The sequence below is a fragment of the Microbacterium zouquanmingi genome (genome assembly GCF_052266695.1).
Classification (GTDB): Bacteria; Actinomycetota; Actinomycetes; order Actinomycetales; family Microbacteriaceae; genus Microbacterium.
Genome location: NZ_JBQPQZ010000003.1, coordinates 437,505 through 456,578, shown reverse-complemented (window position 1 = coordinate 456,578; position 19,074 = coordinate 437,505). Strand labels below are relative to the sequence as shown.

Below are 19,074 nucleotides of genomic sequence, written 5' to 3'. Positions count from 1 at the left end.
CGTCGCCGCGTTAGCGGCGACGGCCCTTCTTGTCGTCCTTCTCGTGGCCGCGGAAGGTGCGGGTGGGCGCGAACTCGCCCAGCTTGTGACCGACCATGGTCTCGGAGACAAACACAGGAATGTGCTTGCGTCCGTCGTGGACCGCGATCGTGTGACCCAGCATTGCCGGGATGATCATGGACCGGCGAGACCAGGTCTTGATGACGTTCTTGGTACCGGCTTCGTTCTGCACGACGACCTTGCGAAGCAGGTGCTCGTCGACGAAGGGGCCCTTCTTGAGACTCCGTGGCATCTTCTTCTACTCCTACTTACGCTTCTTGCCGGCGGTGCGACGACGCACGATGTACTTGTCGCTTTCCTTGTTGGCGTGACGGGTACGACCCTCGGCCTGACCCCAGGGGGAGACGGGGTGACGTCCACCGGACGTCTTGCCCTCGCCACCACCGTGCGGGTGGTCGACCGGGTTCATCGCGACACCGCGGACGGTCGGGCGGATGCCCTTCCAGCGGCTGCGGCCGGCCTTACCCCAGTTGATGTTCGACTGCTCGGCGTTGCCGACCTCGCCGATCGTGGCGCGGCAGCGTGCGTCGACGTTGCGGATTTCACCCGACGGCAGACGAAGCTGCGCGTAGGGGCCGTCCTTAGCAACCAGACGAACGGATGCTCCGGCCGAGCGAGCCATCTTCGCGCCGCCGCCGGGGCGGAGCTCGATCGCGTGGATCACGGTACCGGTGGGGATGTTCTTCAGCGGAAGGTTGTTGCCCGGCTTGATGTCAGCCGATGCGCCGTTCTCGACGACGTCGCCCTGCTTCAGCTTGTTCGGGGCGAGGATGTAACGCTTCTCACCGTCGAAGTAGTGCAGCAGCGCGATGCGTGCGGTGCGGTTGGGGTCGTACTCGATGTGAGCGACCTTGGCGTTCACGCCGTCCTTGTCGTTACGACGGAAGTCGATGACGCGGTACTGGCGCTTGTGTCCACCACCGATGTGGCGGGTGGTGATGCGGCCCTGGTTGTTACGGCCACCGGTCTTGCTCAGTGGGCGCAGCAGCGACTTCTCGGGCGTCGATCGAGTGATCTCGGCGAAGTCAGCCACTGACGAGCCACGGCGACCGGGGGTCGTGGGCTTGTACTTGCGAATAGCCATGATTGTCCTTTATCCCCCGGGTCAGCCGATTGCCGTGAAGATGTCGATGGTGCCCGACTTCAGAGCAACGATGGCGCGCTTGGTATCCTTGCGCTTTCCGGTGCCGAAGCGGGTGCGACGGGCCTTGCCGACGCGGTTGATCGTGTTGACCGACGCGACCTTGACGTCGAAGATCTTCTCGATGGCGAGCTTGATCTCGGTCTTCGAAGCGCGCGGGTCGACGAGGAAGGTGTACTTGCCTTCGTCGATCAGCGAGTAGCTCTTCTCAGAGACAACCGGCTTCAGAATGATGTCGCGGGGGTCCTTGTTGAACGCCGACTGGAGGGCGCCGTTCTGCTCGGTCATGCCGAGACCTCCTCGGTTGCGCTGGTCTTGGAGGCGATGAAGCCCTCAAGAGCGGCCTTGGTGAAGACGATGTCGTCGGAGACGATCACGTCGTACGCGTTGAGCTGGTCGAAGCTGAGCACGTGGAGGTTCGCAAGGTTGCGGATGCTCTTCGTGGTCAGTTCATCGTTGCGCTCGGTGACGACAAGGATGTTCTTCGAGGATGCGACGGTCGCGAGGAAAGTCGCGGCTGCCTTGGTCGAAGGAGCTCCGTCGATGCCGAAGGACTCGATGGCGTGCAGACGCTCACCGCGGAAGCGGTCGCTGAGCGCACCCAGGAGGGCGGCAGCGATCATCTTCTTGGGGGTGCGCTGCGAGTAGTCACGCGGCTTCGGGCCGTGGACGATGCCACCACCGGTCATGTGCGGCGCGCGGATCGAGCCCTGGCGGGCGTTACCGGTGCCCTTCTGCTTGAAGGGCTTACGGCCAGCACCGGAGACCTCACCACGACGCTTGGTCGAGTGCGTTCCCTGGCGAGCCGCCGCGCGCTGCGCGACGACGACCTGGTGGATCAGCGGAATGTTCGTCTTGACGTCGAAAAGCGCGGCGGGCAGCTCGATGGAGCCAGCCTTCTTGCCGTCGGCATTGAGAACGTCGAGCGCGAGAGTCGAGTCAGCCATGATCAGGCACCCTTCACTGCGTTGCGGACGTAGACGACGCGGCCACGAGCACCGGGGACGGCGCCCTTGACGAGCAGCAGTCCCTTCTCGGCGTCGATGCCGTGCACCGTCAGGTTGAGGACGGTCACGCGCTCGCCACCCATACGGCCGGCCATGCGCATGCCCTTGAAGACGCGGCTCGGGGTCGACGATGCGCCGATGGAGCCGGGCTTGCGGTGGTTGCGGTGTGCACCGTGCGATGCCGAAACGCCCTTGAAGTTGTGGCGCTTCATGACACCAGCGGTGCCCTTGCCCTTGCTGGTGCCGACGACGTCGACCAGCTGACCGGCTTCGAAGAGTCCGTCAACCGTGATCTCCTGACCAAGCGAGTAGTCAGAAGCATCCGCGGTGCGGATCTCGGTGACGTGACGGCGCGGCGTAACGCCGGCGGCCTCGAAGTGAGCGGTGAGGGGCTTGTTCACCTTGCGGGGGTCGATCTGGCCAGCAGCGATCTGAACAGCGTTGTAGCCGTCCTTCTCGGGCGTGCGGACCTGGGTGACCACGTTCGGTGCCAGCTCGATGACGGTGACGGGGACGAGTTTGCCGTCCGCGTTCCACACCTGGGTCATGCCGAGCTTGGTGCCCAGCATTCCCTTGGAAATCTTTGAATTGATGTCAACCATGCGAGACCCCTTACAGCTTGATCTCGATGTTGACGTCAGCCGGGAGGTCGAGACGCATCAGCGAGTCGACAGCCTTCGGCGTCGGGTCCACGATGTCGATGAGGCGCTTGTGGGTGCGCATCTCGAAGTGCTCGCGGCTGTCCTTGTACTTGTGGGGCGACCGAATAACGCACACGACGTTCTTCTCGGTCGGAAGCGGCACGGGGCCGACGACAGTCGCGCCCGCACGGGTCACGGTGTCGACAATTTTGCGCGCCGACGTGTCGATGACCTCGTGGTCATACGACTTCAGGCGAATGCGGATCTTCTGTCCCGCCATTGTCTGCTCATCTCTCTATAAAGCGTCGTACCGTCCAGAGCCGGATGACTCTGGGGCATTGGACGCACTGCGCCACTGTTCTTCTATCAGCCCGTCACGCACGACGAAACGTCGATGCGAGGTGTCGGGGCTTGTCCTGCTACCCGCGGCCTAGAACCCTGCGCTTATGCGCCGCCTATGCACTGCCGTGGTAGTGATCCTTCCAGCGCGCATAGCGCACCTCCGGAATGTGGAACTTATCTATTCTGCCATGGCCGATTTCACTTACGCAAACCCGGGCGTGTCGCGCTCGATCCCCGCATGAGCAGAGCGAAGGCGGCGCATCCGAAAATGCGCCGCCTTCAGTGGGTGAGACTACTCGTTGCCAATCGATTTGTCCGCTGCGTCGCGGATCTCGTCGATCTTCGCCGAGGCGTCTGGGGCGATCTTCTTCGCGAAGTCCGCGACTCCGTCGAGCACCTTGTCGCTGACGTCTTCCGCCTGCTCGCTCTTGAGCGCGCTGTCGACCTTGTCCTTGTTCTGCTCGTACAGGTCCTTGCCCTTGTTCACCAGATCGTCGATAGCCATGTGCGGGTCCCCCTTCGGATCTCTGTCACCAACGGGCACCCGTCGGCACTCCCCATTGTGCACTGTGCACCGGCTACGAGGAAGCGTGCCGGTCAGGAGAACGACAAAGGGGCCGAGCCCGAAGGCCCGACCCCTGTGCTGAAGTAAGAGAACTTACTTGTTGATCTTCGTGACCGTACCGGCGCCGACGGTGCGTCCACCCTCACGGATGGCGAAGCCGAGGCCCTCTTCCATGGCGATCGGCTGGATCAGCTCGACCGACATGTCGGTGGTGTCACCAGGCATGACCATCTCGGTGCCCTCAGGCAGCGAGATGACGCCGGTGACGTCGGTGGTGCGGAAGTAGAACTGCGGGCGGTAGTTCGTGTAGAACGGGTTGTGACGGCCACCCTCGTCCTTGGACAGGATGTACGCGGTGCCCTCGAAGTTCGTGTGAGGGGTAACCGAACCCGGCTTCACGACGACCTGGCCGCGCTCGACGTCCTCACGCTTGAGGCCACGGAGCAGCAGACCACAGTTCTCGCCGGCCCACGCCTCGTCGAGCTGCTTGTGGAACATCTCGATACCAGTGACCGTGGTCTTCTGCGTCGGGCGGATGCCGACGATCTCGACCTCGGAGTTGATGGCGAGGGTGCCACGCTCGGCGCGGCCGGTGACGACCGTTCCACGACCGGTGATGGTGAAGACGTCCTCAACAGGCATGAGGAACGGCTTGTCGCGGTCACGCTCCGGGTCCGGAACGCTGTCGTCGACAGCCTGCATGAGCTCGAGGATCGCGTCGACCCACTTCTCTTCGCCTTCGAGTGCCTTCAGAGCCGAGACCTTGACGACGGGTGCGTCCTCGTCGAAGCCCTGGCCGGCGAGAAGCTCGCGAACCTCGAGCTCGACGAGCTCGAGGATCTCTTCGTCGTCAACCATGTCGCTCTTGTTCAGCGCGACGAGCAGGTACGGAACGCCGACCTGCTTGGCGAGCAGAACGTGCTCACGGGTCTGAGCCATCGGGCCGTCAGTAGCGGCAACCACGAGGATCGCGCCGTCCATCTGAGCAGCACCGGTGATCATGTTCTTGACGTAGTCGGCGTGGCCGGGAGCGTCAACGTGTGCGTAGTGACGCTTGGGGGTCTCGTACTCGATGTGCGAGATGTTGATCGTGATACCACGCTGGCGCTCTTCCGGCGCCGAGTCGATCGTGGCGAAGTCACGCTGCACGTTGGTGTCCGACGGGTACTTGTCGGCGAGCACCTTGGAGATGGCTGCGGACAGCGTCGTCTTGCCGTGGTCAACGTGACCGATGGTTCCGATGTTGACGTGCGGCTTGGTCCGCTCGAACTTGGCCTTGGCCACTGGGTCCTCCTCAGGACGTTCGTGTAGAGATTGCCGGGCACTGGATTGTGACCGGTTCCCTACGGGGTTTGATTCTCAGTTTAGTAGAGAGAGCTTTGTGAAGTTGTGTGTTGTCCGACCGGCCCCCGCGAAGGGGCCGGTCGGCTTAAGGACTTATTCGCCCTTGATCTTCTGGATGATCTCGTCCGCGACGGCCCTGGGGACCTCGGAGTACGAGTCGAACTCCATCGAGTACACAGCGCGACCCGAAGTCTTCGAGCGCAGGTCGCCGATGTATCCGAACATCTCGGACAGCGGAACCTGTGCGCGAACGATCTTGATGCCGGTGGAATCTTCCATCGACTGGATCTGGCCACGACGCGAGTTCAGGTCGCCGATGACGTCGCCCATGTACTCCTCGGGCGTACGAACCTCAACGGCCATCAGCGGCTCAAGCAGAACCGGGTTGGCACGGCGCAGAGCTTCCTTGAAGCCCATGGAGCCCGCGATCTTGAACGCCATTTCAGACGAGTCAACATCGTGTGCAGCACCATCGACGATGGTCGCCTTGACGCCCACGATCGGGAAGCCGGCGAGCACGCCAACGTTCATCGCATCCTGGAAACCAGCATCGATCGAACCGATGTACTCGCGCGGAATGCGACCACCCGTGACCGAGTTCACGAACTCGTAGGTCTTGTCAGCATCAAGCGCAAGCGGCTCGATGTTGAACTGGATCTTCGCGAACTGACCCGAACCACCGGTCTGCTTCTTGTGCGTGTAGTCGTGCTTCTCGACGGACTTCTTGATCGTCTCGCGGTAAGCCACCTGCGGCTTACCGACGTTGGCCTCAACGTTGAACTCGCGCTTCATGCGGTCAACGAGGATGTCGAGGTGCAGCTCGCCCATGCCCTTGATGGTCGTCTGACCAGTCTCGGGGTTGAGCTCGGTGCGGAAGGTCGGGTCCTCTTCAGCGAGCTTCTGGATGGCAACACCCAGCTTCTCCTGGTCGGCCTTCGTCTTCGGCTCGATCGCAACCTCGATAACCGGATCCGGGAACGTCATCGACTCGAGGACGACGGGAGCTGCCACGTCAGTCAGGGTGTCACCAGTGGTGGTGTCCTTCAGACCGATGACCGCGTAGATGTTACCTGCGGTGACCGCGGGAACCGGGTTCTCCTTGTTGGCATGCATCTGGAAGATCTTCCCGATGCGCTCCTTCTTACCCTTGGTCGAGTTGACGACCTGCGAGCCGGAGTCCAGGTGGCCCGAGTACACGCGAATGTAGGTGAGGCGACCGAAGAACGGGTGCACAGCAACCTTGAACGCCAGAGCCGCGAACGGGTCCTCGGAGCTGGGGTTGCGCTTGATGATCGTGTCGTAGTCCTTCGGGTCGTGTGCCTCGATGGCACCGACGTCGAGGGGGTTCGGCAGGTAGTCGACGACTGCATCGAGCATCGGCTGAACACCACGGTTCTTGAACGCCGAACCACACAGCACCGGGTAGATCTCGCTGTTTACGACCATCTTGCGGATGGCGCCCTTGATCTCGGCGACCGTGAGGTCTTCGCCACCGAAGAACTTCTCCAGAAGCGCGTCGTCGGTCTCGGCGACGGTCTCGAGGAGGCGCTGACGGTATTCCGCAGCCTTCTCTTTGAGGTTCTCCGGGATCTCCTGCACTTCGTAAGAAGCACCCATGGTCACGTCACCCTTGGAGTCACCCTCCCAGACGAGTGCACGCATCTCGACGAGGTCAACGACCCCGACGAAGTCGCTCTCTGCACCGATCGGGATCTGGATGACGAGAGGCTTTGCGCCCAAGCGGTTGACGATCGTGTCAACCGTGTAGAAGAAGTCAGCGCCGAGCTTGTCCATCTTGTTGACGAAGCAGATGCGCGGAACGTTGTACTTGTCAGCCTGACGCCACACGGTCTCGGACTGGGGCTCAACGCCCTCCTTGCCGTCGAAGACGGCGACAGCGCCATCGAGGACGCGGAGCGAACGCTCCACCTCGACGGTGAAGTCCACGTGGCCGGGGGTGTCGATGATGTTGATCTGGTTGTTGTTCCAGAAGCAGGTCACGGCGGCAGACGTGATCGTGATGCCGCGCTCCTTCTCCTGCTCCATCCAGTCAGTCGTCGCGCCGCCATCGTGCGTTTCGCCGAGCTTGTGGTTGACACCCGTGTAGAACAGGATGCGCTCGGTCGTGGTGGTCTTGCCAGCATCGATGTGCGCCATGATGCCGATGTTGCGGACCTTGCTCAGGTCGGTGAGCACGTCTTGTGCCACAGGAGTGTCCTTTTCTGTCTAGCAGTCAGACTGCGAAGAGTGGAGTATTCGACAGGCTCAGAGGGGCAAGCCCGGTCCCTGAGCCTGTCGAAGGGTTACCAGCGGTAGTGAGCGAACGCGCGGTTCGACTCGGCCATCTTGTGAGTGTCCTCACGACGCTTGACAGCAGCGCCCAGGCCGTTCGAAGCATCCAGAATCTCGTTCTGGAGACGCTCGGTCATCGTCTTCTCGCGGCGACCCTTGGCGTAGCTGACGAGCCAGCGCAGGGCGAGCGTGTTGGCACGGTGAGGCTTGACCTCGACCGGAACCTGGTAGGTCGAGCCGCCGACGCGGCGGCTGCGGACCTCAAGGGTGGGGCGCACGTTGTCGAGCGCCTTCTTGAGCGTGGCGACGGCATCCTGTCCGTTCTTCGCCTCGACACCGCGGAGGGCGCCGTAGACGATCGACTCGGCCAGCGACTTCTTGCCGTCGACGAGGATCTTGTTCACCAGCGAGGTGACGATCGGCGCGCCGTATACGGGGTCGTTGACGACGGGGCGCTTGGGGGCGGGACCCTTACGAGGCATCTAACTCAACCCTTCTTCGCACCGTAGCGGGAACGAGCCTGCTTACGGTTCTTGACTGCCTGGGTGTCCAGGGCGCCGCGGACGATCTTGTAACGCACACCGGGGAGGTCCTTCACACGACCACCACGGACGAGCACGAGCGAGTGCTCCTGCAGGTTGTGGCCCTCGCCGGGGATGTAGGCGGTGACCTCGGTGCCGTTGCGGAGCTTCACACGAGCGACCTTGCGCATCGCCGAGTTCGGCTTCTTAGGCGTAGTGGTGTACACACGAGTGCAGACACCGGCCTGCTGGGGGTTCGACTTGAGCGCCGGCGCCTTGGTCTTGGTGACCTTGGGCGAGCGACCCTTGCGAACCAACTGCTGAATGGTTGGCACGTTCTCTCCTCATAATGCTGCACGGTGACAGCGTGATGGGTTTCACATCATGACTCACCGGCACGCCCGATCAGGCGTGCTTTTGGTGTGGCGAGTATGCCGTGGGGGCTGACCGATATGGATCGGAGCCCGCGTGCAGGCACGTCAAGACGTGCACACACCTGGCCAAGTGTAATCCCGAGTAACACATGCGGTCAAATGAGATCGGCGCGGATCGTGAAGGCGTGAGGTCAGACCTACGGCGCCTCGGGATCGAAGGGCGAGTCCAGCGACTGAGTGAGCTCTTCGAGCATCGCTTCGATCTGCGGCTCGACGTACTGCGAGATCGCGCCCTGCACGCTCAGACGGTGACGCAGGAGCATTCCGCAGATCTCCCGACCGACCATGTTGGCGTATTCATCTGCGAGGGTCACTTCCTGGCGCAGCGCTGCTTTCGCCTCGTCTGTGAGCGGTGGAAGCGGGGGCAGCTCCCCCGATTCGTCGTCAGCCAGTCCCGCGATCGTGAAGAGGAAGGGCGCGCCCGGCACGGGCTCGGGATCCAGAGGCATCCCCTCGAACTCGGGCGCGAGGTCTTCGGCTGGACGATAGCTGCGCGCCCGGTTGCGCGCGGCCTGCTGGTCGAGCTCGGCCTGCAGCATCGGCAGATTGCGCGCCGTGTAGTCGGCGACCGCACGGTCGACAACCGTCTTGATGCGTGTCGACAGCCCATGCTGCACGCCATGCGGAACGTTCGATCCGATGCCCACGGCAGAGAGGATCGGCGAACCAAGGCACCGCCGACAGGGGGCGACTCGTCCGCGGTGCGTGGCCGGCTCCCACCGCGGCACCCAACGCAGCCAGGCCTCGACAGCCTGGTCAACCTGCGCCTCTAGCGACCGCTCCACAGATCCAGGGTACGGCGATAGGCGCGAAACGGCAGAGATTTGCGGCATCCGATTCGCAGCAATGCGTCACTGCGCGTCAGGGTCCTCACGCTCCCAGGGCCATTGGGGCCGGCTCCGGCGGGCGCGTCGCAGCGCGACGCCTGCCCAGCCAGCGACCGCGGCAGCGACCAGCACCACAAGACTCGCGCCGTGCGTGACGAGCTCACTCATCACGGCGAGGGGGGTGACGACCTCACCCACGACCACGACAGCTGTCGCACCCACCCCGAGAAGGTGGACCAACGCCGTGACGATCGCGATCGTCCACACCGAACGGAACCTCGGATGCGCCCCGCGAACGGCCAGCCACAGCACACCGGCGAATGCCGCGATGGCGAGGATCATCCCCACGATCCCCGGTGCCTGTCCGATGCCAGGTACCGAGATGATGTCGGAATCGGTGATGACGCTCAGCGCCCCGAGGCCGAAGATGGCGAGAGCGAAGAAGCCGATAGCCGTCATCACCGTCGCCAACACGGCCGAAACCCCCGCAGGCACAGGGCTGCGGGAGTCGGGCGAAGAGATGTTCGTGGCTACCTCGAAAGTGTCGGGCCGGCTTCGATGGTGCGCTCGTACTCGCGCTGCGCCTCGGCATTGAGCTCGGTCTTGCGCGCACCGCTGCGGGCGACCCACGCACCGAACCAGATGGTGAGCTCGCGACCGAAGACGAAGGCTGCGATCGCGAGTGGCGCGAGCCCCTCGCTGAGGGCGAGTTCGCTGCCCTCTCGGGCGGACAGCAGCCAGAACGGCGCCTCGAACAGCTGTCCGAGAATGTGGCCTGCCCAGGCGAACAGACCGACGATGAGTCCGAAGACGACCCACAGACCCCAGCGACCGCGGTTGATGATCGCGCCCAGCAGCCAGAAGCCGATGAAGAAGACGACGACGGGAACCCAGAAGCCCCAGGTCGTCAGCGGAGCAAGAGCAGCCTCGCCGATGTTCTCTCCAGTGACGTCGCCGACGAGAGCCTGAAGCCCGAGAGCAGTACCGAGGTAGAGGATCGCGAACGATAGGGTCGCGATCAGACCGATTCCAGCCGCGGTACCGCGGTTGCCTCGGTCGCGCGGCGGCTCAGGCGCCTGCACGAAGATCGGCTGGTGCTGCGAGATCGGGGCGACAACCACCGTCTCGGCGACGGGCTCCGAGGGGACGACGCGCGTGGGCGCGTCATATTCGCCGGATGCCACGACGTCGGTGACGACGACGTCGGATGCCGCGGATTCGGATGCTGCGCCGAACTCGGTGGCGTCAGAAGAAGTGGCCGCTGAGCGGTAATCGTCGCCCGAGGAGGCGGCGTCGGGCTCCGAGGCACCGAAGGTGCCGGGGTGATCGCGCTCCGCGGCCTCGAAGGCTGCGAGATCCGGGTCGACGGCGTTGTAGTCGACGGGGTCGTTGACGGATGCCGAAGCATCGGCCTCGGCCGGCTGCGCGGGGGAATCGCCGCGTGCGGCCTCGGCGTCGGCGAGTCCGGCGTTAGCGCTGTCGACGACGTCGTCGACGTCGGACTTGTGCTCGTTCTGGGGGACCTCAGGGTCACTCATGTGGGCGCCTCTCGTCAATATGTGCACTGTGAGGTTACCGCCGTGCGGTCTGGCGAAAGCGGAGGCGTGCCGACGTGTCTCCGGACTCGCGGCGACCTCTCAGATCTTCAGGAGGCTGCGCCCGGCGCGATGCTGCGAAGCGTGTCGCCGACGAACTGCACCATGACGGGCCCCATCGGTAGGGCGAGCCACAGGAGTGCCGCCACCACCGTGATGCAGAAGAGACCCGCGATCCAGCTCATCGCGAGGTTTCGACCGCCTACCCGTGCCATGTCTCCACGCTACGACCGAGGAGGGCATGGCAACGGGTGGACACGCTGGGCGATCTCAGCCCTTCGTCGCTCCAGCGGTCAAGCCGCCGACGATGTACTTCTGCAGGAAGAGGAACAGGATCATCACCGGAATCGCAGCCATCACCGCACCGGCCGAGAACGCCGACCAGTCCGCATAGCGTGGGTTGGAGACGAGCTTGGTGAGCCCGACGACCAGGGTCTGCTTCTCAGGGTCGATCAGCATGACGCTCGCGACGACATACTCGTTGACGGTTCCGATGAAGCTGAGAAGCCCCACCACCGCGAGAATCGGCGCAACCAGACGCAGGATGATCGTGAAGAAGATGCGAGCGTGACCGGCACCGTCGATGCGGGCCGCCTCGTCGAGCTCCTTCGGAATGGTGTTGAAGAAGCCGTACATGAGATAGGTGTTCACGCCCAGCGCGCCACCGAGATACACGAGGATCAGACCCGTGTGAGTGTTCAGCCCGATGGCAGGGAACCAGTCACCCAGCGTCGACATCAGCAGGAAGATCGCAACCACTGCCAGCAGCTGCGGGAACATCTGCACGACGACGATCGTCACAAGTCCCACCCGACGCCCGGTGAAGCGCATGCGCGAGAAGGCATATGCGGCGCAGGCGCCGATGAAGACGGTGACAAGACCGGTGACGACGGCGATCACCAGAGTGTTCAGGAACCACATCCCGTACGGATTCTTCGGGTCGCTGAGGATGCGCACATAGCTGTCGATTCCCACAGCGGAGAACAGCTGGTTCGATCCGGTGAGCGTCCCCTTCGGGTTCAGCGACGCCGAGAACACGTACAGCAGCGGGAAGATCGCGAAGATGCTCACGACGATCGCGACGAGGTGGCGCCATCCGGTGTCGGCGAACCATTTGCCGAACGAACGCCGGCGGACGGGTGAGGAGGTCGTGGAAGTCATCTCAGTTCAGCTCCTCGAGTGCCTTGGTCTTGCGGAAGCTGACGATCGAGATCGCCGCGACCACGATGAAGATGATGATCGTGAATGCGGATGCCAGTCCGTAGTCGCGGGTCTGACCTGTGAAGGCGACCTTGTAGACCATCGAGATCAGGATGTCGGTGTGACCGACGGGAATCGATACATCCGAGAAGCGCGGCCCGCCGCCGGTGAGCATATAGATCAGGTTGAAGTTGTTGAAGTTGAACGCGAATGACGAGATCAGCAGCGGCGCAACGGTGACCAGCAGCAGCGGCAGCTTGATCTGGCGGAAGATCTGCCAGGGGTTCGCGCCATCCATCACACCCGCCTCGTTCACCTCTTCGGGGATTCCCTGCAGAGCACCCATGCACACGAGGAACATGTACGGGAACCCGAGCCAGAGGTTGACGATGAGCACCGAGACCTTCGCCAGCACCGGGTCGGTGAGCCAGGGAATGGATGCTCCGCCGAAGAGCACCTGGTTGAGGAAGCCGAAGCTCTCGTTCATCATGCCGGCCCAGACCAGGGCCGAGAGGAACGCCGGGAACGCGTAGGGCAGGATCAGCAGGATGCGGTAGCCGTTGCGGAATCGCATCTTGGTGTTGTTGAAGACCAGAGCGAGCAGGAGCCCGAGGAAGAACGTCGTCGCCACCGAGATCAGAGCGAAGGCGAACGTCCAGATCGTCACCGAGATCAGCGGACCGCGGATCGAGCTGTCGGTGACCGCGCGGACGAAGTTGTCGAAGCCGACCGTGATCTGCCAGCCGGGCAGAAGCTGCTCACCATCTGCCGAGGTGAACGCGCCAGTGCCGTTGTCTTCGTAGACGGTGCCCGAATCGGTATCGGTCATCGTTCCGGCGGCCTCGTCGTACTCGAGCGTCGAGATGTAGAGATAGCCGTTCTGCCCGTCGGGGCTGCGGATGGCTCCGTCGTTGGGGTCGCTGCTGTACTGAACAGAGAGCTGCTCGAGGTCATTGGAGCGTGCGAGCACCTGAGCGAAGCTGAGTGAGGTCCACCCCTCGATGGCGGTGGCCTTGCCACCCTCCATGGTGGCGCCGCTGACCTCTTCGAGCGGCTGATCGTTCGTGCCCACGCTGACGTCGCCGTCATCGGGGTCGGTGACCAGGAGTCCGAGAGTGCCGAGCTGTTCGACGACAGTGACGGGGAAGACGGGCGAGTCTTCCACGCGTTCCTGCGCGGAGCGCATGAGCGCGGCGACCGCCTGGTCCTTGGAGCCGTTGTGGCCGGTTCCATAGTTCGTGAAGCCGATGTACCCGGTGTACAGCAGTGTGAACACCTGGAAGATGATGAGGAAGATGATTCCCGGTGTCAGATACTTGGCCGGAACTGCTTTGCGGGAGAAGTAGATGTAGTTCACCAGCACCGCGACGATCACCACGAGCGCGAGCACAAGCCACTCACGGTGAGTGAAGAGCACGAATGCCGCATACAGCGCCACCGCGTCGACGATCGCGAGGAGCGCGATCTTCAACAGCATCCACCCGATCGGCGTCGATGCCTCCTCCGCGATCCGTGCGGCCTGACGCTGTCGCCTGGTCTGCGGCGGCTTCTGCTCAGTCTCGGTGGTGTCGCTCATCTTCATCCCGTCCATCGTGTTGTCGGGGCGAGCGCTTCCGCGCCCGCCCCGACGTTTCGTGCTTTGTTACTTGATGGCCGCTGCCACGTCGTCGGCAAGCTTCTGCCACGTCGCAGCCGGGTCGGCGCCATTGATGATCGCTGCCTCAGCGATGCCCCAGAACTGCCAGACGGCACCCATGGCGGGGATGGCGGGCATGGGAACCGCATCGGCGCCGACGGCCTGGAAGCCGGCGACGATCGGGTCGGAGGCTGCGGTGTCAGCTGCTGCGGTCAGCGCGGGGAGGACGTTGCCTGCCTCGAACAGCGCGAGCTGGACGTCTTCGGTGCCGAGGTAGTTGACGAGGAAGTCGTTCGCTGCGACCTTGTTGTTCGACTCGGAGCTGACGAAGAAGCCCTTCACGCCGGCGAACGGCGAGGCGACCTCACCGGTCGGGCTAGGGACGGAGTCGATCTCGACGTTGATGCCGGCGTCGACCGCTGCGCCGACGTTCCACGGACCGGTGAGCCAGAATGCGGCATTGCCGTCGATGAACTGCTGCTTGGCGATCTCGCCGTCGATGTCGGTGTTGAAGACACCCGCTGCGCCCTGTGCACCGAGCCAGGTGGCGAACTCGGTGCCGCCGGCACTGCCGAGCTGAAGGTCTGCGGCGTCGTAGCTGCCCGAAGCGTCAGTGCCGAACACCGGAGCGCCGAAGGCGGTCTGGAACGGGTACAGGTGGTACGGGTTGCCCTCAACGCCCTGCTCGACGACGAACGGCTGAGCGAGGCCTGCGGCCTGGCCCTTGGCGATCATGTCGTCGAAGTTCGCAGCCGGCTCAGGGATGAGATCCGCATTGCGGAGCACAGCGATGTTCTCGACCGCGTAGGGGAGCATGTAGACCGTGCCCTCGTACGTCGATGCCTGGAGCGCGACGTCGAGGTAGTCGGATGCCGAGTCACCGAGCTCGAGCGGTGCGACAACACCGTTGGTGGACAGCTCGCCGAGCCAGTCGTGCGCACCCATGGTGACGTCGGGGCCCTTGCCGGTGGGAACCTGCTGGATGAAGTCGTCCTTGATGGTGTCAACGTCCTTGCCGACGATCTCGACCTTGACGCCGGTCTTCTCCTCGTAGGCATCTGCCGCACCCTGGACAGCGTCGACGCGCTCAGCATCGACCCAGACGACGAGCGACGAGTCAGCGGACTCTGCGCCCTTGTCGCTGTCGCTTTCGGTGCCGGCTGAGCAGCCGGCGAGCGTCAGCGTGGAAACGGCTGCGATCGCGCCGAACGCGACGATGGCCCTCGTGTTCACCTTCATTGGTGTGTTGCCTCTCTCGATGCGGGTATCTGCTCACAGAACTGTAAGCGCTTACAGTATGCATTGCAATCGTCCGTTAAGGAAACGGTCGGCACGGCTGATATCAAGCTGTAATAGATGACCAGGGGGCGGGTTCCCGTGGAAGCGCTTTCAAAATCGATCCCTCTGCCCGAAATCAGTAGGATGGCGCCATGGCAGATTCATCGTTCGACATCGTCAGCAAGGTCGACCACCAGGAGGCGGAGAACGCCCTCAACCAGGCCCGCAAAGAGGTCGAGCAGCGCTACGACTTCAAGGGCACCGGCGCCTCGGTCGAGTGGAGTGGCGAATCGGTCCTGATCAAGGCGAACACCGAAGAGCGCGCCAAGGCTGTGCTCGACGTGTTCCAGTCCAAGCTCATCAAGCGCGGCATCTCGCTGAAGAGCCTAGAGTCGGGCGATCCCTTCGCCAGCGGCAAGGAGTACCGCATCGTCTCGACGCTCAAGGACGGCATCTCCTCGGAGAACGCGAAGAAGATCGGCAAGATCATCCGCGACGAAGGCCCCAAGGGCGTGAAGAGCCAGATTCAGGGCGACGAACTGCGCGTGCAGTCCAAGAGCCGTGACGACCTGCAGTCCGTGATCGCCCTGCTCAAGGGGTCAGACCTCGACGTCGACCTGCAGTTCATCAACTACCGCTAGCAGCCGCCCACCCGACGACCCAGCGCTCCAACCGCGCATAAGCTTCCTCTCGCGCAACCTTGCGTGAGAGGAAGATGTCGTGCAGCGCGCCGTCGATCCGCTCGACCGTCACAGACGGTCCCAGCCTCAGCGCACGCTCGGCGATGTCTTCGACGACGAGCACGGTGTCTGCGGAGGTCAGCTCCTCCGACCACCTGGTCGGCAGCGCTGAGCGCGCCGAGAGCATCACGCACACCGGTGCCTTGATCGACAGCCCTGCCGCGACGGTTCGGTGCCCGTGCAGGATCGCCCACAGCCAGCCTGCGTGAACTGGCATCGCCGGCACAGGCCGCCAGGCGGGGTTCGTCTGCATCACGTCATCCGGATCCATGACGGCGGCCTGCGCCCGCGCGTAGAACCCCAGGTCGATCTGCGGTGCGGCTTCCATCGGACGCAACCGCGCCTGCAGCTCGACCATCGGCGCGATCGCGGCCCGCAGGGGCGCGATCTGGAACTCCAGCCACGGAGAGTTGAGGACGATGGCATCCGCAGCATCCGGATGCCGTGACGCCCACAGGCTCAGCACGAGACCACCCGTCGAGTGCCCCATCAGCAGGAGTCTGCGCGGTCGCGCAGACTCGCCGGCATCCTGCCTCATGACCTCGAGGGCCGCGGCGATGTCTTCGTCGTAGGTGGCGAGATCGGCGATGTATCCGGGCGTCTGCCCCTCGCGCAGGCTGCGACCGTACTTGCGCAGGTCGAGCGCGAAGAATCGCGCGCCCCGCGCCGTCCAGAATCGGGCGAGCCGCTTCTGGAAGAAGTAGTCAGACCAGCCGTGCACGTAGAGCACGTCGACGCCGTCGAGCACCGGATGCTGCGACTTGTCGGACTCGCCCCGAAGCCGCGTGACGAACCGCTCCCATCCCGAAGGCTGCGGTGGCAGCGGCGCAGGCAGAGCCCGCACGAGCGTTGCGACGACCTCGCCCTGTTCGTCCGTTCCGAGCGGGAGGGTCCGCTGCTCGAACTCATCGCCCAAGACATCCGGAACCCATTCGGTCATGAGGCCAATGCTCGCACAACCGCCGGGACCGCACGCGCCGGAGGACCGTCAGCCCTCGCGGTTCAGATACTGCAGCACGGCGAGCACCCGCCGGTGCGCATCGGAGTCGACGGCCAATGACAGCGCATCGTAGATGCGCGAGGCGTGCTGCACGACCGCCTTCTCGGTGAGGAAGAGCCTGCCGGCGATCGATGCGTTGCTGCGCCCCTCTGCCATCAGCGAGAGAACCTCCTGCTGCCGGGCGGTCAAGGCTCCCACGGCGGAGTCCGACCGGCTGGCACGAGAGATCATGACCGCAACGACATCGGGGTCGATCGCCGTGCCGCCCTCCGCGACACGGCGAAGATCGCCCAGGAACTCATCGACGTCGGCGATTCGCTGTTTGAGGAGGTAGCCGATACCGCCGGTCTGCCCAGAGAGCAGCTCCACGGCATACCTGCGCTGCACGTGCTGCGAGAGCACCACCACAGCGGTCTGCGGCAGCTGGGCGCGGATGCGCAGAGCCACCCTCAGACCATCGTCGGTGAAGCTCGGCGGCATCCGAATGTCCGTCACGACGAGATCGGGCCGGTGCTCTTCGACGGAACGCTCGAGCGCGGGCGCATCTGCGGCCGAGTCGACGACCTCGAAGCCGGCATCACCCAGCATCAGTTCGAGCCCACGGCGCAGGAGCGCCTCGTCTTCTCCGATCACAACCCGCATGGGATCTCCGCTCGTACTGTCGTGCCGCTGCCGTCTGGGCTCTCGATGTGCACGGTGCCGCCCAGGGCTTCCACGCGCTCGACCATTCCGGTCAGGCCGAAACCGCGCCCGACCCGTGCTCCGCCATCGCCGTTGTCTCGCACCTCGACGTGCAGCACGTCGCCACCGCGACCCAGCTGGACGGCGATGGCCCCGGCCCGCGAGTGCTTGATGGCATTCGCCAGTGCTTCGGCGACGACGAAGTACGCGGTGCTCTCCACAACGGGGGAGCATTCGTTGTCGGCGACGTTCAGGTCGAGGGTCGTGGGCACCGGCACCCGATCTACAAGGTCCTCGGCCGCCGCGGACAGCCCGCGCTGGGAAAGGGCAGCGGGCATGACCGAATACACCACCTCGCGCAGTCCCGACGCTGCCGCATCGATTCCTTTGCGCAGCTCGGTCGCGCGCTCGCGCACTGTCTCTTCGTCGGCGCCGATGTGCGCGATCTGCTGCGCCTCCAGCGCCAGAAGCACGAGTTGCGCCTGCAGCCCGTCATGCAGATCCTGCGCGATACGGCGCCGCTCGCGGTCGGCGACTTCGACCAGCCGCTCACGCGATGACTGCAGCGCGCGACTGCTCGCCAGAAGCTCGGCGATCAACCTCTCACGGTCAAGCGCGATCGCGACCACGCGACCGGCGGTGCGCACGAGTCCTGGCTCGGCCATGAGCGCGATATCGCACGAGATGGCGCCGATCCGTCGCCCATCCAGCTCGACGGTTTCGACCACGCGATGCGCTTGCTGACGTTCGGAGGTCACCTCGACTCCCTCGGTGTCGACGTAGCCTTCGCGAGCGGGCACCCAGAACCAGACTTCCAGCGTGGGGTCACCGAGCGTGCGGGCGAGCGCTGCGCCGATCGCAGGTTTGACGCTGCCGACTTCGCCGAGCCAGACGCCGAGTTCTTCCAGCTCGCCGGTCCTTGCCACGCCTCCGCGCAGCGTTCCGAGCGCGAACGCGATCGGCACGCCGCAGAACACCAGCAGCTGCAGTGCCGCAACATCCGTCGGCGCCCAGCCGAGCACCGGCCCCAGGATGCGGGAAGCGAAGAGCAGCACGACCAGCGCGACGATCCCGTACCCGTAGAGCGGCACCAGGACACGCCGTTCCACTGCGGTCGATCGCCGAAGGCGATCCGCGAGCACGATGAGGGTGCTCGTCAAAACCAGGAAGCCGACGAACTCCTGCACGCCCCCGCCCCACTGCTCGAACGCGGGGACATCAGCGATCATCAGGCCAGGAGCCGCAACATCCGGTGCGAAAAGGTAGCGAGGGACCTGCAAGAGCAACGAGGTGACATATGCGGCGATCACGGTCGCGCGCGCGACCGCTCCCCGCACGCGACCTGCAGGAAAGGCCAGCAGCAGGTGCACGAATCCGGCAAGAGGCATGCTGCCGGCGATGGTGCCGAGCGCTGCGAGGGCTGCGACATCCGCGTTGCCCAGCCCGCCGAGAAGCATCCAGACGCCCGTGAGCAGGATGAGCGCGCCCATCCGATTGCTCGGCCGGTAGTGCCAGGCGAGAACACCTGCGCCGAGATAGATCAGGACGTTGACCGGGAAGAGCGCGAGCACCGGTCCGAGCGGCCCGTGAAGGGGCAGCAGCGCGACGAGAGCCGTGTTGAGCAGCACTCCCGCGCACAGGATCACGAAGAGCGCGCGATTGAAGGATCGCCGTATCGGTGCGCTCGCGCCCGTGCTCATCTGGATGGGTTCCTCGCCGTGGAAGTATGTGCGTTCGCGCTCGACGCTGTCTCATCATGACCACGTTCTC

The 19,074-nt window shown here is 64.2% G+C and carries 22 protein-coding genes; 1 reads left to right on the top strand and 21 read right to left on the bottom strand.

Annotation, left to right across the window (positions count from 1 at the left end):
- Nucleotides 1-10 precede the first annotated feature (10 nt).
- The 18 genes from rpsS to ACTU6U_RS09080 form a co-directional block, all read right to left on the bottom strand.
- Nucleotides 11-292 carry a 30S ribosomal protein S19 gene (gene rpsS, locus ACTU6U_RS09165; RefSeq protein ID WP_017201589.1) on the bottom strand — a complete coding sequence of 94 codons (282 nt, stop codon included), beginning with the start codon at nt 290-292 and terminating at the stop codon, nt 11-13.
- Between the two features lie 12 nt (nt 293-304).
- On the bottom strand, nt 305-1,144 hold the full coding sequence (rplB, locus tag ACTU6U_RS09160) for a 50S ribosomal protein L2 (protein ID WP_443468813.1): 840 nt from the start codon (nt 1,142-1,144) through the stop codon (nt 305-307).
- A gap of 21 nt (nt 1,145-1,165) precedes the next feature.
- A complete protein-coding gene (gene rplW, locus ACTU6U_RS09155) occupies nt 1,166-1,489 on the bottom strand; it encodes a 50S ribosomal protein L23 (protein WP_417508709.1) in 324 nt (107 codons plus the stop codon).
- A complete protein-coding gene (rplD, locus tag ACTU6U_RS09150; protein ID WP_443468812.1) occupies nt 1,486-2,148 on the bottom strand; it encodes a 50S ribosomal protein L4 in 663 nt (220 codons plus the stop codon). Before rplD ends, rplW begins: the two co-directional genes overlap by 4 nt.
- 2 nt (nt 2,149-2,150) lie before the next feature.
- Nucleotides 2,151-2,810 (bottom strand): 50S ribosomal protein L3, encoded by a 660-nt coding sequence (gene rplC, locus ACTU6U_RS09145; RefSeq protein WP_417508713.1) that lies wholly within the window; start codon nt 2,808-2,810, stop codon nt 2,151-2,153.
- A 10-nt stretch (nt 2,811-2,820) separates the two neighbouring features.
- A complete protein-coding gene (rpsJ, locus tag ACTU6U_RS09140) occupies nt 2,821-3,129 on the bottom strand; it encodes a 30S ribosomal protein S10 (protein WP_017201594.1) in 309 nt (102 codons plus the stop codon).
- A 354-nt stretch (nt 3,130-3,483) separates the two neighbouring features.
- Complete coding sequence (locus ACTU6U_RS09135; RefSeq protein WP_443468811.1) at nt 3,484-3,696, bottom strand: hypothetical protein; 213 nt, start codon at nt 3,694-3,696, stop codon at nt 3,484-3,486.
- 153 nt (nt 3,697-3,849) lie between these two features.
- Nucleotides 3,850-5,040, bottom strand: coding sequence for an elongation factor Tu (gene tuf / locus ACTU6U_RS09130; protein ID WP_443468810.1), 1,191 nt, complete (start codon nt 5,038-5,040; stop codon nt 3,850-3,852).
- Between the two features lie 153 nt (nt 5,041-5,193).
- Nucleotides 5,194-7,308 carry an elongation factor G gene (gene fusA, locus ACTU6U_RS09125; RefSeq protein ID WP_443468809.1) on the bottom strand — a complete coding sequence of 705 codons (2,115 nt, stop codon included), beginning with the start codon at nt 7,306-7,308 and terminating at the stop codon, nt 5,194-5,196.
- A 95-nt stretch (nt 7,309-7,403) separates the two neighbouring features.
- Complete coding sequence (gene rpsG, locus ACTU6U_RS09120) at nt 7,404-7,874, bottom strand: 30S ribosomal protein S7 (RefSeq protein WP_017201608.1); 471 nt, start codon at nt 7,872-7,874, stop codon at nt 7,404-7,406.
- A gap of 5 nt (nt 7,875-7,879) precedes the next feature.
- Entirely contained in the window at nt 7,880-8,248 is a 369-nt protein-coding gene (rpsL, locus tag ACTU6U_RS09115; RefSeq protein ID WP_017201609.1) for a 30S ribosomal protein S12, read from the bottom strand.
- A 236-nt stretch (nt 8,249-8,484) separates the two neighbouring features.
- Nucleotides 8,485-9,132 carry a spermidine/putrescine ABC transporter substrate-binding protein gene (locus tag ACTU6U_RS09110; protein ID WP_443468808.1) on the bottom strand — a complete coding sequence of 216 codons (648 nt, stop codon included), beginning with the start codon at nt 9,130-9,132 and terminating at the stop codon, nt 8,485-8,487.
- Between the two features lie 66 nt (nt 9,133-9,198).
- Nucleotides 9,199-9,633: a DUF6121 family protein gene (locus ACTU6U_RS09105; protein ID WP_443468807.1), complete on the bottom strand. Its 435-nt coding sequence runs from the start codon at nt 9,631-9,633 to the stop codon at nt 9,199-9,201.
- A 71-nt stretch (nt 9,634-9,704) separates the two neighbouring features.
- The gene (locus tag ACTU6U_RS09100) at nt 9,705-10,712 is read right to left on the bottom strand and encodes an ABC transporter (protein WP_443468806.1); all 1,008 of its coding nucleotides are present in this window, start codon (nt 10,710-10,712) and stop codon (nt 9,705-9,707) included.
- Between the two features lie 107 nt (nt 10,713-10,819).
- A complete protein-coding gene (locus ACTU6U_RS09095; RefSeq protein ID WP_443468805.1) occupies nt 10,820-10,984 on the bottom strand; it encodes a hypothetical protein in 165 nt (54 codons plus the stop codon).
- Nucleotides 10,985-11,039: 55 nt separating this feature from the next.
- The gene (locus tag ACTU6U_RS09090; RefSeq protein WP_443468804.1) at nt 11,040-11,930 is read right to left on the bottom strand and encodes a sugar ABC transporter permease; all 891 of its coding nucleotides are present in this window, start codon (nt 11,928-11,930) and stop codon (nt 11,040-11,042) included.
- 1 nt (nt 11,931) lies between these two features.
- On the bottom strand, nt 11,932-13,545 hold the full coding sequence (locus tag ACTU6U_RS09085) for an ABC transporter permease subunit (protein ID WP_443468803.1): 1,614 nt from the start codon (nt 13,543-13,545) through the stop codon (nt 11,932-11,934).
- 66 nt (nt 13,546-13,611) lie between these two features.
- Nucleotides 13,612-14,844 (bottom strand): sugar ABC transporter substrate-binding protein, encoded by a 1,233-nt coding sequence (locus ACTU6U_RS09080; protein WP_443468802.1) that lies wholly within the window; start codon nt 14,842-14,844, stop codon nt 13,612-13,614.
- Nucleotides 14,845-15,035: 191 nt separating this feature from the next.
- On the opposite strand from ACTU6U_RS09080, the gene ACTU6U_RS09075 reads away from it, so the two are divergent.
- Nucleotides 15,036-15,524, top strand: a complete 489-nt coding sequence (locus ACTU6U_RS09075; protein ID WP_443468801.1) for a YajQ family cyclic di-GMP-binding protein — start codon at nt 15,036-15,038, stop codon at nt 15,522-15,524.
- On the opposite strand, the gene ACTU6U_RS09070 is transcribed toward ACTU6U_RS09075, so the two are convergent.
- From ACTU6U_RS09070 to ACTU6U_RS09060, 3 genes are read right to left on the bottom strand one after another with little or no spacing between them, the layout of a single operon-like run.
- Entirely contained in the window at nt 15,511-16,563 is a 1,053-nt protein-coding gene (locus ACTU6U_RS09070; RefSeq protein WP_443468800.1) for an alpha/beta hydrolase, read from the bottom strand. The two genes, ACTU6U_RS09075 and ACTU6U_RS09070, sit on opposite strands and share 14 nt — an antisense overlap.
- A 48-nt stretch (nt 16,564-16,611) precedes the next feature.
- Nucleotides 16,612-17,265 carry a response regulator transcription factor gene (locus ACTU6U_RS09065; protein ID WP_443468799.1) on the bottom strand — a complete coding sequence of 218 codons (654 nt, stop codon included), beginning with the start codon at nt 17,263-17,265 and terminating at the stop codon, nt 16,612-16,614.
- Complete coding sequence (locus ACTU6U_RS09060; RefSeq protein ID WP_443468798.1) at nt 17,253-19,004, bottom strand: sensor histidine kinase; 1,752 nt, start codon at nt 19,002-19,004, stop codon at nt 17,253-17,255. The genes ACTU6U_RS09065 and ACTU6U_RS09060 overlap by 13 nt, the downstream gene beginning before the upstream one ends.
- Nucleotides 19,005-19,074: the final 70 nt, after the last annotated feature.